Genomic DNA, 16,793 nt, shown 5'->3' with positions numbered 1-16,793 from the left:
ATAATGCCGGGATACAAGAGACCCGACTCTTTTAATCTTTCAAGGAGCAAAGAATGCTGATTCTGACTCGTCGAGTTGGTGAGACCCTCATGATTGGGGATGAGGTCACCGTGACAGTTTTAGGGGTAAAGGGTAACCAGGTACGTATTGGTGTTAACGCTCCTAAAGAAGTATCTGTCCACCGTGAAGAGATCTACCAGCGTATCCAGGCTGAAAAATCCCAGCAGTCCAGTTACTGATATTGTCGCGTCTCGCTGTCGGGCGAGACGCAACCCTCCTGTCATTTTTCCTGCCCAAAGTTACCGTTTAATTTCAATTGCTCTCTTTTTAACCACTCCGTTACTCTTAACTCGTCCTGACGCCACCATTTCTGCATTGGTTTTCTGTGAAGATGCCTGCAAAATCCGCTTATAAAACACCCTCTTTGCGGCTTTTACATGCGAATTGCGTGTGATTTGTGCAAACGATAAAAGCTTTTGGAAAATTGTTTGACTTATAAGTCCCAGAAAGTAATATATGCGCCACGCAGCGACGAGAAGCTCTTAACGAGTTACTCGAAGCACTCGAAAGAGGCGTTGTGTGGTGAGGTGGCCGAGAGGCTGAAGGCGCTCCCCTGCTAAGGGAGTATGCGGTCAAAAGCTGCATCCGGGGTTCGAATCCCCGCCTCACCGCCATTTTGCATCCGTAGCTCAGCTGGATAGAGTACTCGGCTACGAACCGAGCGGTCGGAGGTTCGAATCCTCCCGGATGCACCATCTATTACTTCATATTGCTTTCGAAGTGATATGAATATCGAGTAGTACAATAGTAAATCCCGATGCATCCGTAGCTCAGCTGGATAGAGTACTCGGCTACGAACCGAGCGGTCGGAGGTTCGAATCCTCCCGGATGCACCATTTACTATTTCTGAAAGCAGTACCCTGATGCATCCGTAGCTCAGCTGGATAGAGTACTCGGCTACGAACCGAGCGGTCGGAGGTTCGAATCCTCCCGGATGCACCATTTTACTGTTTCTGAAAGCATTTCCCGATGCATCCGTAGCTCAGCTGGATAGAGTACTCGGCTACGAACCGAGCGGTCGGAGGTTCGAATCCTCCCGGATGCACCATATTCTCCGAGATAATAGCTAAGCTGTTGTTTCAAGGTTTGCGAGTTAATCGCGAGCACCAGGGAGGATAACGTTGCTTCAGCAACGGCCCGCAGGGCGAGGCGCAGCCGAGTAATCCTCCCGGATGCACCATCTTCTCCTTGTTTGTTTATTCCTTCGACGTTCTGTCAGCAATCACACTCTCAGTCAGCGACAAAAATCACCTTTTACGATAAAGTAATGCTTTGTTAATCGTTTAGCGAGAGCACGATGTACGCACAGTATGACGGTCTGATCTTCGATATGGACGGCACCCTCCTTGATACCGAACCTACGCATCGTCAAGCGTGGACTGACGTCCTGGGCCGCTACGGTATGCGTTTCGACCTTCAGGCGATGATTGCTCTTAACGGATCCCCAACCTGGCGTATTGCACAAGCCGTGATTGAAATGAATCAGGCCGATCTCGACCCGCACCTGCTCGCCCGTGAAAAAACCGATGCAGTAAAAGCCATGCTTTTAGATACCGTACGTCCGCTGCCGCTGATTGATGTCGTGAAAGCGTGGCACGGACGTCGCCCGATGTCGGTGGGGACGGGCAGCGAAAGCGCTATTGCAGAGGCTTTGCTCAATCATCTTGGCCTGCGCCACTATTTTTCTGCCGTGGTTGCCGCCGATCATGTTAAAAATCACAAGCCCGCACCAGATACCTTCCTGCTCTGCGCAGAATTAATGGGTGTACCGGCGGCAAAATGCGTCGTGTTTGAAGATGCTGATTTCGGTATTCAGGCCGCACGTGATGCTGGCATGGCCGTGGTGGATGTGCGCTTACTGTGAGTGACGCGCTGTCGCTTGCTTCATTATTCGCCAGCAGTTTTTTAAGCGCCACGCTCTTACCGGGCAATTCGGAAGTGGTGCTGGTGGCGATGCTGTTGTCCGGCGTGAGTCAGCCCTGGTTGCTTGTGTTAATAGCAACAATGGGTAATAGCCTTGGAGGGCTGACTAACGTTATTCTTGGGCGTTTCTTTCCGCTGCGCGAAAAATCGCGCTGGCAGGAAAAGGCAGTCGGCTGGCTAAAACGCTATGGCGCTGCCACGCTGTTATTAAGCTGGATGCCTGTAATAGGTGATTTACTGTGTCTGCTGGCGGGATGGATGCGCATCTCCTGGGGACCGGTGCTCTTTTTTTTGTGCCTTGGCAAGGCGTTGCGATATGTTCTCGTGGCATGGGCAACTCTGCAGGGTATGACGTGGTGGCACTAATTGGTGGAATGAATACGCGACCTTCAATCGTCAACCATTACAATTATGCTGAGTAACATTACTTTGACAGGCGGGAGGTCAATTTGATCCCGGACGTATCTCAGGCGCTGGCCTGGCTGGAAAACCACCCTCAGGCATTGAAGGGTATTCAGCGTGGTCTTGAGCGTGAAACGCTACGCGTAAACGCGGACGGCAGTTTAGCGACGACGGGTCACCCGAAGGCGTTAGGCTCGGCGCTGACACATAAATGGATCACAACCGATTTCGCTGAAGCGCTGCTGGAGTTCATCACTCCGGTAGAGGGTGATATTGATCATATGCTGACGATCTTGCGCGACATTCATCGCTATACCGCGCGCAATCTGGGCGATGAGCGTATGTGGCCCCTCAGCATGCCGTGTTATATCGAGCAAGGTCAGGAGATCGAGCTGGCTCAATATGGCACATCAAATATTGGCCGGCTCAAAACGCTCTATCGTGAGGGACTGAAAAACCGCTATGGCGCGTTAATGCAGACCATCTCTGGTGTGCATTACAACTTCTCTTTGCCCATGGCGTTCTGGCAGGCGAAATGTGATGAAACGGATAAGGACGCGATCTCTGCGGGCTACTTCCGCCTGATCCGCAACTATTATCGTTTCGGCTGGGTGATTCCGTACCTGTTTGGTGCGTCGCCTGCCATTTGCTCATCGTTCCTGCAGGGGAAACCGACTACGCTGCCGTTCGAGAAAACCGAGTGCGGGATGTACTATCTGCCGTACGCGACTTCCTTGCGCCTGAGCGATCTTGGTTATACCAATAAATCGCAAAGCAATCTCGGTATTACGTTTAACGAATTGCACGAATATGTGGCAGGATTGAAGCGGGCGATCAAAACCCCGTCGGAAGAGTACGAGAAAATCGGCCTCGAGAAAGACGGCAAGCGTCTGCAAATCAACAGCAATGTGCTGCAGATTGAGAATGAACTGTACGCGCCAATTCGTCCTAAGCGCGTGACGCGCAGCGGTGAAACACCGTCGGACGCGCTGCAGCGCGGCGGGATCGAATACATTGAAGTGCGCTCGCTGGATATCAACCCGTTCTCACCGATTGGTGTTGATGAGCAGCAGATTCGCTTCCTGGATCTGTTTATGGTCTGGTGCGTTCTGGCGGATGCGCCTGAAATGAGTTCAGACGAGCTGCTTTGTACCCGTACAAACTGGAACCGCGTAATTCTGGAAGGCCGTAAACCGGGTCTGACGCTGGGCATTGGCTGCGAAACAGCACAGTTCCCGCTGACGAAAGTCGGTAAAGATCTGTTCCGTGATCTTAAACGTGTTGCCCGGACGATGGACAGCATCGACGGTGGCGACGCATATCAACAGATCTGCGACCAGCTGGTGGAATGTTTTGATAATCCGGAACTGACGTTCTCAGCACGCATTCTGCGTTCAATGATTGATCAAGGTATTGGTGGCACGGGGCGTTCACTCGGAGCAGAATACCGTGAGATGCTGATGCAGGAGCCGTTAGAAGTGCTGAGCGAAGCGGATTTTGTAGCAGAACGCGATGCATCTATTGTGCGTCAGAAAGAGGTTGAAGCGGCGGATACCGAGTCGTTTGAGGCGTTTCTGGCGAAGCAGGCTTAAGCAGAAAAGAAAAAGGCCACATCGCTGTGGCCAAAATATACATCTCTGAATTCAGGGATGATGATAACAAATGCGCGTCTTTCATATACTCAGACGCGCATTCTGTAGAAGAGTTCAGTTTATTTTAAAAAAAATCACTATCGGAGGTGACGTATGCCGTTATTAGATAGCTTTACTGTCGACCATACCCGTATGGAAGCACCTGCAGTTCGCGTGGCGAAGACCATGCACACCCTGCACGGCGACACGATCACCGTCTTCGATCTGCGTTTCTGCGTGCCAAATAAAGAAGTGATGCCAGAGAAAGGTATTCACACTCTGGAGCATCTGTTCGCTGGTTTTATGCGTGACCACCTGAACGGCAACGGCGTTGAGATCATTGATATCTCTCCGATGGGCTGCCGTACTGGTTTTTACATGAGCCTGATTGGTCAGCCGGAAGAGAAACGCGTCGCAGATGCCTGGAAAGCAGCCATGGAAGACGTGCTGAAGGTGAAAGAGCAGAACCAAATCCCTGAGCTGAACGTTTACCAGTGTGGTACTTACCAGATGCACTCCCTGGAAGAAGCACAGGAAATTGCGCGTCACATCATTGAGCGTGATGTTCGCGTGAACTGCAATGAAGAGCTGGCTCTGCCGAAAGAAAAACTGCAGGAACTGCACATCTAGTGCACCTTTTCCCTCTCCCGGTCGGGAGAGGGTGGGGTGAGGGTGGTTTAACCCCATGACCACAACCTCAACGTTCACCTTTACCCATCGTCCCCTCGTTCCTTTTGCCCATGATTATGTTCATGGCGACAGCGAACCCTGGCATGAGCATGACTGCGCGCAACTGCTGCATGCTCTGAGTGGGGTGGTGCGGGTTGATACCGCATCCGGTTGTTGGGTGGTTCCTCCTGGCCGCGGCGTCTGGCTGCCAGCGGGGACGCGCCATTCGCTTCGTATCACCGGCAACGTTGCGGCGCGCACGCTGTTTATCGATCCGCTGGCGCGTGCCGATCTCCCCGCAGCGTGCCAGATCGTGCAGATCTCCCCACTGTTGCGCGAACTGATCCTCGCTTCTCTCTCACTGCCTGAATCTTACTCGCCGGGGAGTCGAGATGAGCGCGTGTATGAACTCATTCTGGATGAAATTCGCATCATGCCTGTGCTGCCATTTCATCTGCCTGAGCCGGAGAGTGCCCCGTTACGCCACCTGTGCCAGCAGATCCGTCAGTCACCAGGAGATCGCTGGAACAGCCTTCAGGCCGCGAGTTCGCTTGGAATGAGCGAGCGCACGATGAACCGGCATTTTCAGCAGCAGACAGGATTACGTTACGTTGAGTGGCTGAGAAGGGCTCGCTTGCTGGAGGCGTTAGTGCGGCTGGCACAGGGCCAGCCGGTGCTACGCGTGGCACTGGAACTGGGTTACGGCAGTCACAGTGCCTTTACGGCGATGTTTCGTCGGGTGATGGGTGTCTCTCCCAGCGATTACTTTAAAAACGACTGACGGCGTTAAAGAGCGCCTGAAGAGAGGCGCGCGCGACGTCACTGTCGATACCCACGCCCCAGCGGCTGCAACCGTCCTGGAACAAACAGCGAATATAGGCCACTGAGCGGCTGTCACTGCGTTCACCCAGGGTATGTTCGTGGTAATCCTTAATCACAAACGGCGTGTTGACCCAGCGACTCAGGCCGCTGGCAGCGGCGGACAGCAAACCAATACCCTGACCTTCCAGCTGTCGCGTTCCTCCTTGCGTGGCGACGCTTGCCGTCAAACACAACTGACCGTCCTGCTGGCTGTCGCTGCGGTACGATTGCAGGGCAAATGGTGGCGTTGCCACCAGGCCGTAACGGGTACGGAACAGTTGCCACAGTGCATTTTGCGTCATCTCTTTTCCGTGGCGATCCGTTTCCTGCTGTACGTGCTGGCTGAAATCCTGCTGCAGCGCACGGGGTAATTTCAGACCATGGTTCTGTTCAATAAGCCACGCGCTGCCGCTTTTCCCGGACTGGCTGTTCACGCGGATCACCGCTTCGTAGGTGCAGCCAATATCCTGCGGGTCCACAGGCAGGTAAGGTATCTCCCAGCGTTCGCCAGGCTTGCGGGCATCAAAGCCTTTTTTGATCGCGTCCTGATGTGAGCCAGAGAAGGCGGTATAGGCCAGCCGTCCTGCCCATGGATGGCGCGGATGCACGGGAAGCTGGTTGCAGGTTTCGACCACTTCCACCACCCGATTCATCTCGCTAAAGTCGAGATTCGGGCTAACGCCCTGACTGTAGAGATTCATCGCCAGCGTCACCAGACAGACGTTCCCCGTACGTTCCCCGTTGCCAAACAGACACCCTTCTACCCGGTCGGCGCCGGCCATCACGGCCAGCTCGGCGCTGGCGACGCCCGTACCGCGGTCGTTATGCGGATGGATGCTGATGCAGACATCGTTGCGGCGGCTGAAGTGGCGACAGAAATACTCAATCTGATCGGCATAGACGTTCGGCGTATTGACTTCGACAGTCGCGGGTAAGTTGATCACCATTGGTCGCTCATTGCAGGGCTGCCAGATCTCTGCCACGGCTTCACAAATCTCCAGCGCAAACTCCGGCTCGGTAAAGCAGAAGGTTTCCGGAGAGTATTCGTACTGCCAGCGGGTTTCCGGGTTCTCTTCGCAGAGCTTGCGGATAAGCCGCGTGGAGCGTGTTGCCAGCTCCACGATTTGCGCTTTCTCCATGCCAAACACCAGGCGGCGGAACAGCGGGGCGGTGGCGTTATACAGATGGACGGTGGCCCGTTTCGCGCCGCGTAACGATTCAAAGGTGCGGATGATCAGGTCTTCCCGTGCCTGGGTTAACACCTGAATGGTGACGTCATCCGGGATGCGGTTCTCTTCAATCAACTGGCGAACAAAGTTGAAATCCGTCTGCGAGGCGGAAGGAAAGGCGACTTCAATCTCTTTAAACCCGCAGTTCAGCAGCAATTCCCAGAACTGCAGCTTGCGCGTGCTGTCCATGGGCTCGGCCAGGGCCTGGTTGCCGTCACGTAAATCGGTGGAGAGCCAGCGCGGCGCGTGGGTGATGCGTTGCTCCGGCCAGCGACGATCGGGCAGTGAAAGGGGAGGATAAGGCTGGTATTTGTCGGCGGGTGTGTTCAGCATGATGCGCTCCTGTTGTCTTTTCACTATCGTGAATGGATTTCAGGAGCGCTGCTTTATCGAAACTGACAATGACTGTCGCGTTTTGGACAACGCGCTTTAGTGCGCGCCACCGCCTCCACCACCGGCACCAAACGGTGGACGGGCAAACCACACCAGACCCAGCAGAACGAGGAAGATCCCGGCCGACACCCAGAAAATCTCGTTTGCGGAGATAATCAGCCCCTGGTTGGTGATCTGCTGGGCGATCCAGCCGGAAGCCTGCTGTTCCGTCATTCCCATTCCCTGAAGCTGGGCATACATCTGCTGAGAATTAGGGTTGAACGGATTTACCGCTTCAGTGAGCTGAGCGTGGTGCATCGACTCACGGTTGGTCCACAGCGTCGTGGTGATCGACGTCCCGATGGAGCCTGCCAGCGTACGCGTAAAGTTCGACAGGCTCGATGCCGCCGCCATGCGCTCAGGCGGTAAGCCAGAAAGCGTGATGGTGGTCAGTGGCATAAAGAAGCACGCCACCGCAAAGCCCTGAATAAACTGCGGCCACGCAGAGGCGCCAAAGTCCATTCCCGGTTCGAACGTATACGCGCGCCAGTAGAAGCACACGGCGTACATGATAAAGCTGAATGTCACCAGCCTGCGCATGTCGAGCTTGTGGGCGAAACGGCCGATGATCGGCGACAACAGGACCGGAATCAATCCCACTGGCGCAGAGGCAAGACCCGCCCAGGTTGCGGTATAGCCATATACCTCCTGCAATAGCTGCGGCAGCAGAACAATAGCGCCGAAGTAGAGCATGTAGGCGAGGCTAATACACAGACAGCCTATGGTGAAGTTTCGCGACTTAAACAGCGACAAGTCGACTATCGGGTTATCGTCGGTTAACTCCCAGACAATCAGGAAGCTCAGCGACACCACCGCGACAATCGTCAGGATGATGATCTCCCGGGAGTTGAACCAGTCCAGCTCTTTGCCCTGGTCGAGCATGACCTGCAGGCTACCGATGCCGACAACCAGCAATGCCAGACCAATGGCGTCGATACGGCGCTGTTCCGTCCGGGTTTCTCTGCCGCGTAGCGACTGCAACGTCATCATGACTACCACGGCGCCAATCGGTACGTTGATAAAGAAGATCCAGCCCCAGTGATAGTTATCGCTGATATAGCCGCCTAAGATAGGCCCACAAATCGGCGCGACGATCACCGTCATCGACCACAGCGCCAGCGCGATAGAGCGTTTGGCGGGTGGGTAGTTGTTCAGCAGTAAACTCTGTGACAGGGGAATCAACGGCCCGGCCACAATCCCCTGAATGACGCGGAAGAAAATCAGCATCGTCAGGCTGGTGGACATGCCGCACGCCCAGGAGGCGAGAACAAAGGCAATTGTCGACCACAGGAACAGCTTCACTTCACCGACGCGCTTCGCCAGCCAGCCGGTAATGGGGATTGAGATGGCGTTTGCCACCCCAAACGAGGTAATTACCCAGGTCCCCTGGCTCAGTGACGAGCCAAGGTTACCGGCGATGGTCGGGATCGCCACGTTTGCGATGGTGGAGTCCAGCACCTGCATGAATGTCGCCAGCGACAGCGCGATGGTCATAATGACCAGCTGCGCGCCTTCCAACGGTTTTTGCGGCTTTTGCTGTTGCATAACGCTCACCTTCGGATTAACCAGCGTTTGCCTTCACGATGTCATCGATCAGCTTGTTGACCGGATCGAGGCTAATTTCACGGGCGTTACTTTCATAAGCCGGGCTGCTACGCACCTGGCTTGCCAGGATTTGACCTTCGCGGTTGGCGGTATCCACAGTAACCAGCGTTGAGAGGCCGATACGCAGCGGGTGATCTGCGAGCTGTTTTGGATCCAGCTCAATACGTACAGGCAAGCGCTGAACCACTTTGATCCAGTTACCGGTGGCATTCTGTGCTGGCAGCAGGGAGAAGGCACTGCCGGTCCCCATATCCAGACCCACCACTTTCCCGGTGTACTTGACGTCATCGCCGTAAATATCGCTGATAACTGTCGCCGCCTGGCCGATACGCATATGGGCAAGCTGCGTCTCTTTAAAGTTAGCATCGACCCACAGATTGTCTGCCGGAACGACGGCCATCAGCGGTGTGGTCGGGCTAATCTGCGCTCCAGGCTGTACGGAACGGCGGGAGACATAGCCGGTCATCGGGCTGACGATTTTAGTACGCTGCAGGGCAAGCCATGCGTTACGGACTTCTGTCGCCGCCTGTTGCACGGCAGGCTGGTTTTCCAGGCTGGTACCCAGCACCATCGCCTGGTTGGCGTTGTACTGTTGAATAGCCACATCCAGCTGGGCCTGAGCACTGGCAACGGCATCGCGCGCATGTTGCAGCTCTTCACGGCCAATCAAGTTGGCGGTACCGAGCGGAACACGGCGGTTCAGGTCGCTCTGCGCCTGGGCGAGTGCGGTTTTCTGCACGTCAATGTTGGCCTGCAGCTGTTTGCTGTTGATCATCAGCTGGCGAGTCTGACGGACGCTGGAGGCCAGCGCGGTCTGTGCTTTCTCAAAGGCCTGCTGGGCGTCGGTCGGATCGAGGGTCACCAACACATCGCCTTTTTGCACAAAGTCGGTGTTATCAGCCCAGACTTTCGTCACGCTGCCCGACACCTGCGCCATAATCTGTACCTGGTTCCCTGCCACGTAGGCGTCGTCTGTCTCTTCAGCATGACGCAATACTAAAAACCAATAGATCCCATATGCCACGGCAATAATGATAAAGAGCAAGGTCAACAGAAGAAGGGCACTCTTACGTTTGCCTTTCTTGTTGGCCGGTTGCTGCGGGGTAGTGCTCTCCGCATTTGCGCTCATTGTTGTTCTCCACGATCTTCTTATTTTCACATCGGCTGAGCCGACCTGTTGTCAGAAAGGCCAGCAGTGTGACGTGCTGGCCTGTCAGTTTTCTTTTTTAAATCTGGATGTTCGAGCGTGTCGTCGCGTTAGCGCAGCGCCTCAAGAATAGCGCCGTCTTCATCCATCTGGTCCAGACGGGTAAGCAGCTTGCGAGTGATGTGCTCAAGCTGGTCACGCTCGGTGGTGCTGAGGGCAGACCAGAGTTTATGCAGGCAATTGTGCTGAGGTGGCAGCACCTCTTGCAGGAACTGGTGACCTTTATCGGTCAGTTGCAGATGCAGGCAGCGGCGATCGTTGTCGCTTTCACGGCGCTCAATCCAGCCGCGTTTTTCCAGCTCATCAGCAATACGGGTCGCATTGGTACGGGAGGAGCCCAGTGCGCAGCTCAGTTCGGAAGGCTGAATACTGTGGTTTTCCTGAGACTCCAGCGTAATCAACGCCATAAACAACGTCTCGTTAATCCCTTGAGCTTTCAGCATTTTATTACGGTTTTCCAGTAGCTTACCCTGCATGTGCATGCACAGGCGAGTCAGCAGGATTTCCTGATACGGGAAGTCCTCATGGCGACTGGCGCGGAATTTAAGCATTTGTTCAATGGGCGTAAACGAACTATCCATTTGGGCATAACCTCATTAATTACAGCCGATATAGTAACGATAGTGACAAATAATGTAAATGAATTATTTGTGCGGTTATATCCGCCAAACTTATGTCACCATCAGAAAGCGCCGGGTAAGTCCGTGACCCGGTGAGCACAGAAAGCGTAGGGTGTGAACCCGCTGAAGAGAGGATGTGAGGACGGGGGTCTGAACTATTCATGCCGATTGTAAATATGTCACCCACATTAAAATTTCTGGGATAAATGATTACGTTTACATTAACAGACTGAAGGGTCTCTTTATACCCTAAGAGGCCCAACGCAATGTAAAACTTAGTTAATCGCATCCTGACGATGGTAACCGCGCCACCATACAAGCAGGTTCAGCGCGGCGACGATAGCCCCAATTCCACATACGCCTGACCAACCCGCATGCTGCCACGCAGAGGCGGAAATTAATGAACCCGCTGCGCCGCCAATAAAGTAGCTGGTCATGTATCCGGCCGTCAGGCGGTTACGTGCCTCTGGCTTCACGCGATAGATCACGGTCTGATTGGTGATGTGAACGCCCTGCACGGTGAGGTCGAGCACCAGAATACCGACGATTAGCGCCAGTACCGAGACGTGCCCATACCAAATCGCCGCCCAGGAGAGCAGAAGTAAAATCAGCCCTGCGGAGGTGGTCAGATGGGATTTGCCCTTATCGGCAAGCCCGCCAGCGGGACGCGCACCCAGAGCACCAGCGGCGCCAGCCAGACCGAACAGACCAATCGTCGCTTCAGAATAGTTAAACGGTGGCGCGGCCAGCAGAAAGGCCATCGACGTCCACAAAATACTGAAATTGGCGAAGGTGAAACACCCTAGCAGGGCACGAGTGCGCAGGAGTTTATCCTGCGTAAACAGACTGAAAACGGAGGCCAGAAGCTGCGGATAGTTCAGGTGATTCTCCTGCTTCACCTTCGGCAGGCCGCGCCACAGGGCCAGCGCCATCACGACCATCAATACGCTCGCCACCCAGTAAACGGTGCGCCAGCCACCGAGGCTTGCCAGCAACCCTGCAACGGTACGAGCCAGTAAAATCCCCAGCAGCAAGCCACTCATGATGGTGCCCACCACTTTGCCGCGCTTTTCGGGGGAGGCGAGAGTGGCGGCGAGCGGGACCAGAATTTGCGCCACAACAGAGAACAACCCTGTGAGCGCGGTGCCGATAATCATCATTGTTAATGACTGGCTGCTGGCGGTGATCAGCATCCCGCCGGCGGCCAGCAGGGTCATGGAGACAATTAACATTCGGCGCTCAAACATATCCCCCAGCGGCACCAGGAACAGCAGCCCGGCGGCATATCCGAGCTGTGCAGCGGTGACGATAAAGCCTGCGGAACTGGCGGAGAGATTGAACGCGCGGGCGATGGTATCAAGCAGAGGTTGTGCGTAATAGTTGCTGGCAACCGCCAGACCCGTTGCCACGGACATTAAAAGGATGAGTGCGGGGCTAAGCCCTTGCGTTGTTTTGGTCATTGGTTTCAGGAATCATTAGTTGAGTGATTATTTTTCCGGAAACCATCATACCCAATGATTGTGAAAGTTGGGGGAGTGTTGGGTGTTGTATTGTGCGGTTTAGGTTCCCTCTCCGGGTGGAGAGGGAATTCGGAGTATTACTTCTGCGCCTCAAGCGCCTCTTTCACCCAGCCGTCGAACTGCTGCTGGTGGGCTTTTATCCAGCCATCCACATGACCTTTTATATCAGCCTCGGACGATTTACCTGCATGCATCATGGCATTCTGGGCGTTGATGTCGGCCAGCGGCAGTTTCATCACTGAGAACAGCTTCGCTGCCGCCGGGTTTTTCTCCGCCCAGGCTTTGTTGGCGACGATATGCATGGTGTTTACCGGGAAGCCGTAGTTCATACCGTTCGGCAGTTTAGTGTCGATATCTTTCTGCTCGCCCGGCAGGGAGGAGAACGGTACCTGCAGCCACACCACGTCTCTACCCGGTTTCAGCACGTCGCTGACCCAGTACGGGGTCCAGGTGTAGTAGATAACCGGCTTGCCCTCTTTGAAACGGGCAATGGTGTCGGCCATCATCGCTGAGTAGTTACCGTGGCTCACATCGACCGTTTTTGCCAGATCATAGGCTTTGTTCTGGTGGTTAATGACCGCTTCACAACCCCAGCCCGGTGAGCAGCCCATCATGTCGGCTTTGCCGTCACCGTTGGTGTCGAACAGTTTGGCGATCTTCGGATCTTTCAGCTGTTCAATATTGGTGATGTGGTACTTATCGGCGGTTTTCTTGTCGATCAGATAACCCTGTGCCGCACCGGTCACGAAGGTGCCCTCGCGGTAAAATTTCTTGTCCCCCCCGGCGGCGGCATACATATCGTCATGCAGTGGCTGCCAGTTGACGGCGGTAAAGGTGGCATCGCCGGATGCAATCGAGGTGTAGCCAACGTTGTAATCCACTTCGCTGGCGGTATTCACCGTATAGCCCAGTTTCTCCAGCGCACGGCTGACTATCTGGGTCTGGAAGGACTCTTCCGAAATGGTGCTCTGAACCGGTTGCACGGTAATGCCTTTGCCCGGCAGGTCGGCCGCATAGGTGCCGGTGGAGACAAGGGTGGCAAACGCTGTGGCAAAAAGTACGCTATGTCGCATCGTTGTTCCTTATTTTATGAATGGGCGGGTGAGTAACCCGACAGGGCCGGTGGTATACCAGCGACGGTTGCCGCGACTGCGTGAATCACGACCGACAGCCTGAGTCAGGCGGTCAAGAATAATGGCGAGGATCACAATCCCGACACCGCCGACGGTCGCCAGCCCCATATCGAGACGGCCGATGCCGCGCAGAACCATCTGCCCCAGACCGCCAACGGCGATCATCGAAGCGATCACCACCATTGACAGGGCCAGCATCAGCGTCTGGTTGACGCCTGCCATGATGGTCGGCATCGCCAGCGGAAGCTGCACTTTAAACAGCATCTGGCGCGGGCTGGCGCCGAAAGAGCGTGACGCTTCGATAAGGTCGGCAGGGACCTGGTTAATCCCCAGAATGGTTAGACGAATAATCGGCGGCAGGGCGAAGATAATCGTCACCACCACGCCCGGCACGTTACCGATGCCGAACAGCATCACGATAGGCACCAGGTAGACGAATGCAGGTGTCGTCTGCATCGCATCCAGCAATGGACGAATGATCTTCGCCGCCCGTGGGCTGCGTGCCAGCCAGATCCCCATCGGCAAACCGATGACAATGCAGAAGAGCAGGGCGGTCAGCACCAGTGCCAGGGTGATCATCGCCTGCGACCACGCGCCAATGGCTCCAATCGCAATCAACGAGATCAGCGTGGCGATCCCCATACCAGCACTACCAAACTGCCAGGCGATCAGGGAAAACAGCACAATCGCCACCGGCGCGGGCATGCCCAGCATCAGCTGCTGGAAGCCGTTGAGAATGTAATCTACCGGGACGCGGATCCCCTGGAATACCGGACGGAAATGGGTGACTACCCAGTCGATCCCTTCCGTCACCCAGCTGTCCAGCGGGATTAGCGTCTTGTGGAACGGGTCCATGATGTTGAAGTGCTCTGGCGCCGGTGCCGGTGCGCTATTGAGCCAGTCTGCCGCGCCGCCGCCATCGGCAGGTGCTGGCGTGGAACCCCACGCATCGGCAGATTGTGCCGCGCTGTCTGCGGCCTCAGTGGTGCCCCACGGGTTTGATTGATCAGCCATTGTTTGCCCCCTCGCGATCTAAAGCCTGCAGCAACATGCGTTTTGAGATGATACCGACGTACTGGTGTTCTTCACTGACGACGGGTACGGCGCACGGCGCCTGACCCACGTGAGAGAGCAACTCACTGAGCGGCGTTTCGGCATCGACGGCAAGCGGAGTGTCGATTACCGCCGCATCAATTCCCTGGTTTTCGCTCAGGGCGGTTTTCAGGGAGTCGATGGAAACCACGCCGACAAATTTATTGCCGCGTTCAACCAGATAACCGTATTCCCGGTCTTCATCCTGCAACAGCTTCAGTGCGGAGCGTGGGCCAAATCCAGGCGTTTTACGGATAATGCCGTTCGGTGTACGGCGGGCAATATCTTTGGCGCTAAAGACCTGGCTAATATCCACGCCGCGGAAGAAGGTTCGCACATAATCATTCGCCGGATTATTAAGAATTTCATCCGGCGTGCCGACCTGTACGACTTCGCCATTTTGCATAATGGCAATACGATCGCCAATACGCATCGCTTCATCGAGATCGTGGGAAATAAAGACAATCGTACGCTGATGTTTGGCCTGTAATTTTACCAGCTCATCCTGCATCTCGGTGCGAATTAAAGGATCTAGCGCTGAGAAGGCTTCATCCATTAATAATATGTCTGGATTAATGGCTAATGCACGGGCTAATCCCACACGCTGACGCATACCGCCGGAGAGTTCATCCGGGTAGGCATGAGCATAATTTTCCAGCCCTACCTGACGCAGTGCATCAAGGGCTTTTTCCTGGCGTTCCTGAGCCGGCGTGCCGGCTAATTCCATGCCGAAAGCGGTATTATCCAGCACCGTCATGTGCGGCATCAGCGCGAATGACTGGAACACCATTGCAATCTTCTTTCTGCGCACCTCGCGAAGCTCGGCGTCTGATATTCTGGCGATATCCACGCCGTCAATCAGTACCTGTCCGCGGGTGGGTTCAATCAGGCGATTGAGAAGGCGAACCATAGTGGATTTACCCGAACCGGATAATCCCATGATGACAAAAATCTCGCCTTCTTCAATGGCCAGACTGGCGTCTTTAACGCCAAGCGATAGCCCTGTTTTTTCCAGAATTTGCTCTTTCGAAAGTCCTTTTTCGATATATTTGAAAGCACGCTGCGGATGCTCGCCAAATACTTTATAAAGATTTTTCACTTCTAATTTAATTGCCATGCAATAGAGAGTGTCCTGTTATTTGTTTATGCCGATATGATTACCATGGTAAATTGTTAACGGGCATAACCCTAACATACTGAGAATCTGAGACAACCCTGGGTTTGCTTATGGCATGAATTTTGCCGTAAACGAAATGGCTGAATTTCCCATGAGCAAAGGGCTGAGCGTGATTTGAGTTTTTCTTAAATTTTTGTTGCAGCATCGGGAAATTTCGCCTGAACTGGATCTATTCAGGCGAATATGACGTGGACATTACAGTGTAGTTGCTATGCAAATACAGGGGGAAAAAATGTCTGTTTATATTAAATTAACGAACGTTAGTGGTGATTAAAAATCCCAGTCCTCATCTTCTGTCTCTACTGCTTTACCCATTACATACGAGGAGCCCGATCCGGAAAAGAAATCGTGGTTCTCGTCAGCGTTGGGTGACAGCGCCGCCAGGATCGCCGGGTTCACTTCCGCCATCTCTGGTGGGAATAACGCGTCGTAACCGAGATTCATCAGCGCTTTGTTGGCGTTGTAGCAGAGGAACGCCTTCACGTCTTCCTCCCAGCCGGTTCCGGCATACAGTTCCTCGGTATAGCTCAGCTCGTTATCGTACAAATCCATCAGTAAATCGAGCGCGAAGCCTTTGAGTTCCTCGCGCTTTTGCTCGCTGACTTTCTCCAGTCCTTTCTGATACTTATAGCCAATGTAATACCCATGCACCGCCTCATCGCGAATGATCAGGCGAATCAAATCAGCAGTGTTGGTCAATTTGCCACGGCTGGACCAGTACATCGGCAGCCAGAAGCCGGAATAGAAAAGAAAAGATTCCAGAAACACACTGGCGATTTTCTTCTTCAGCGGCTCATCAGCCTGATAATGCGCCAGCACCAGATTCGCCTTGCGCTGTAATGACTCGCTCTCTTCGCTCCAGGTATACGCCGCATCCACGTCTTTGGTCTGGCACAGTGTGGAGAAAATCGAACTGTAGGAGCGAGCATGCACCGCCTCCATAAAGCTGATGTTCGACATCACCGCCTCTTCATGTGGCGTCAGCGCGTCGGTCATCAGGGCAGGCGCACCCACGGTGTTCTGGATGGTGTCCAGCAACGTGAGTCCGGTAAAGACGCGGATTGTCAGCTGTTGTTCGGCGTGGTTCAGCGTTTGCCAGGCCGGGATATCGTTGGAGAGCGGCACCTTTTCCGGCAGCCAGAAGTTGCTGGTGAGCCGGTTCCACACCTCCAGATCTTTATCGTCCTGAATTTTATTCCAGTTAACGGCACTCACGCGTGATAGTTTCATCC

The 16,793-nt window shown here is 54.4% G+C and carries 15 protein-coding genes and 5 tRNA genes; 11 read left to right on the top strand and 9 right to left on the bottom strand.

Annotated elements, in window-relative coordinates; translation table 11 throughout:
• Positions 1 to 53 precede the first annotated feature (53 nt).
• From csrA to LCD46_17560, 11 genes are all read left to right on the top strand, one after another.
• Complete coding sequence (csrA, locus tag LCD46_17610) at positions 54 to 239, top strand: carbon storage regulator CsrA (protein UOY69856.1); 186 nt, start codon at positions 54 to 56, stop codon at positions 237 to 239.
• Positions 240 to 581: 342 nt separating this feature from the next.
• A tRNA-Ser gene (locus LCD46_17605) sits at positions 582 to 674 on the top strand.
• 4 nt (positions 675 to 678) lie between these two features.
• Positions 679 to 755 (top strand) — tRNA-Arg (locus LCD46_17600).
• A gap of 64 nt (positions 756 to 819) precedes the next feature.
• Positions 820 to 896, top strand: a tRNA-Arg gene (locus LCD46_17595).
• A 29-nt stretch (positions 897 to 925) separates the two neighbouring features.
• Positions 926 to 1,002 (top strand) — tRNA-Arg (locus tag LCD46_17590).
• Positions 1,003 to 1,031: 29 nt separating this feature from the next.
• Positions 1,032 to 1,108: transfer RNA gene (locus LCD46_17585), tRNA-Arg, on the top strand.
• Positions 1,109 to 1,357: 249 nt separating this feature from the next.
• A complete protein-coding gene (gene yqaB / locus LCD46_17580) occupies positions 1,358 to 1,924 on the top strand; it encodes a fructose-1-phosphate/6-phosphogluconate phosphatase (protein ID UOY69855.1) in 567 nt (188 codons plus the stop codon).
• Positions 1,921 to 2,349, top strand: a complete 429-nt coding sequence (locus tag LCD46_17575; GenBank protein ID UOY69854.1) for a DedA family protein — start codon at positions 1,921 to 1,923, stop codon at positions 2,347 to 2,349. The genes yqaB and LCD46_17575 overlap by 4 nt, the downstream gene beginning before the upstream one ends.
• A gap of 83 nt (positions 2,350 to 2,432) precedes the next feature.
• Positions 2,433 to 3,977, top strand: a complete 1,545-nt coding sequence (gene gshA, locus LCD46_17570; GenBank protein ID UOY69853.1) for a glutamate--cysteine ligase — start codon at positions 2,433 to 2,435, stop codon at positions 3,975 to 3,977.
• A gap of 153 nt (positions 3,978 to 4,130) precedes the next feature.
• Positions 4,131 to 4,646 (top strand): S-ribosylhomocysteine lyase, encoded by a 516-nt coding sequence (gene luxS / locus LCD46_17565; GenBank protein ID UOY69852.1) that lies wholly within the window; start codon positions 4,131 to 4,133, stop codon positions 4,644 to 4,646.
• 55 nt (positions 4,647 to 4,701) lie between these two features.
• Entirely contained in the window at positions 4,702 to 5,466 is a 765-nt protein-coding gene (locus LCD46_17560) for a helix-turn-helix transcriptional regulator (GenBank protein ID UOY69851.1), read from the top strand.
• On the opposite strand, the gene leuA is transcribed toward LCD46_17560, so the two are convergent.
• From leuA to nrdF, 9 genes are all read right to left on the bottom strand, one after another.
• Positions 5,453 to 7,108: a 2-isopropylmalate synthase gene (leuA, locus tag LCD46_17555; protein UOY69850.1), complete on the bottom strand. Its 1,656-nt coding sequence runs from the start codon at positions 7,106 to 7,108 to the stop codon at positions 5,453 to 5,455. The genes LCD46_17560 and leuA overlap by 14 nt on opposite strands.
• A gap of 96 nt (positions 7,109 to 7,204) precedes the next feature.
• Entirely contained in the window at positions 7,205 to 8,752 is a 1,548-nt protein-coding gene (emrB, locus tag LCD46_17550; protein ID UOY69849.1) for a multidrug efflux MFS transporter permease subunit EmrB, read from the bottom strand.
• Between the two features lie 16 nt (positions 8,753 to 8,768).
• Positions 8,769 to 9,941, bottom strand: coding sequence for a multidrug efflux MFS transporter periplasmic adaptor subunit EmrA (emrA, locus tag LCD46_17545; protein ID UOY69848.1), 1,173 nt, complete (start codon positions 9,939 to 9,941; stop codon positions 8,769 to 8,771).
• A gap of 128 nt (positions 9,942 to 10,069) precedes the next feature.
• Positions 10,070 to 10,600 carry a transcriptional repressor MprA gene (gene mprA, locus LCD46_17540; protein UOY69847.1) on the bottom strand — a complete coding sequence of 177 codons (531 nt, stop codon included), beginning with the start codon at positions 10,598 to 10,600 and terminating at the stop codon, positions 10,070 to 10,072.
• A 314-nt stretch (positions 10,601 to 10,914) separates the two neighbouring features.
• Positions 10,915 to 12,099: an MFS transporter gene (locus tag LCD46_17535; protein ID UOY69846.1), complete on the bottom strand. Its 1,185-nt coding sequence runs from the start codon at positions 12,097 to 12,099 to the stop codon at positions 10,915 to 10,917.
• A 137-nt stretch (positions 12,100 to 12,236) separates the two neighbouring features.
• The gene (gene proX / locus LCD46_17530; GenBank protein ID UOY69845.1) at positions 12,237 to 13,232 is read right to left on the bottom strand and encodes a glycine betaine/L-proline ABC transporter substrate-binding protein ProX; all 996 of its coding nucleotides are present in this window, start codon (positions 13,230 to 13,232) and stop codon (positions 12,237 to 12,239) included.
• Positions 13,233 to 13,241: 9 nt separating this feature from the next.
• On the bottom strand, positions 13,242 to 14,306 hold the full coding sequence (gene proW / locus LCD46_17525) for a glycine betaine/L-proline ABC transporter permease ProW (protein ID UOY69844.1): 1,065 nt from the start codon (positions 14,304 to 14,306) through the stop codon (positions 13,242 to 13,244).
• On the bottom strand, positions 14,299 to 15,501 hold the full coding sequence (proV, locus tag LCD46_17520) for a glycine betaine/L-proline ABC transporter ATP-binding protein ProV (GenBank protein ID UOY69843.1): 1,203 nt from the start codon (positions 15,499 to 15,501) through the stop codon (positions 14,299 to 14,301). Before proV ends, proW begins: the two co-directional genes overlap by 8 nt.
• Positions 15,502 to 15,831: 330 nt before the next feature.
• Positions 15,832 to 16,791, bottom strand: a complete 960-nt coding sequence (nrdF, locus tag LCD46_17515; protein ID UOY69842.1) for a class 1b ribonucleoside-diphosphate reductase subunit beta — start codon at positions 16,789 to 16,791, stop codon at positions 15,832 to 15,834.
• Positions 16,792 to 16,793 lie beyond the last annotated feature (2 nt).

The sequence above is a fragment of the Enterobacter ludwigii genome, assembly GCA_023023105.1.
GTDB lineage: Bacteria > Pseudomonadota > Gammaproteobacteria > Enterobacterales > Enterobacteriaceae > Enterobacter > Enterobacter adelaidei.
Note: the sequence above shows the minus strand (reverse complement) of the source record. Positions and strands in the feature narration are given on the sequence as shown.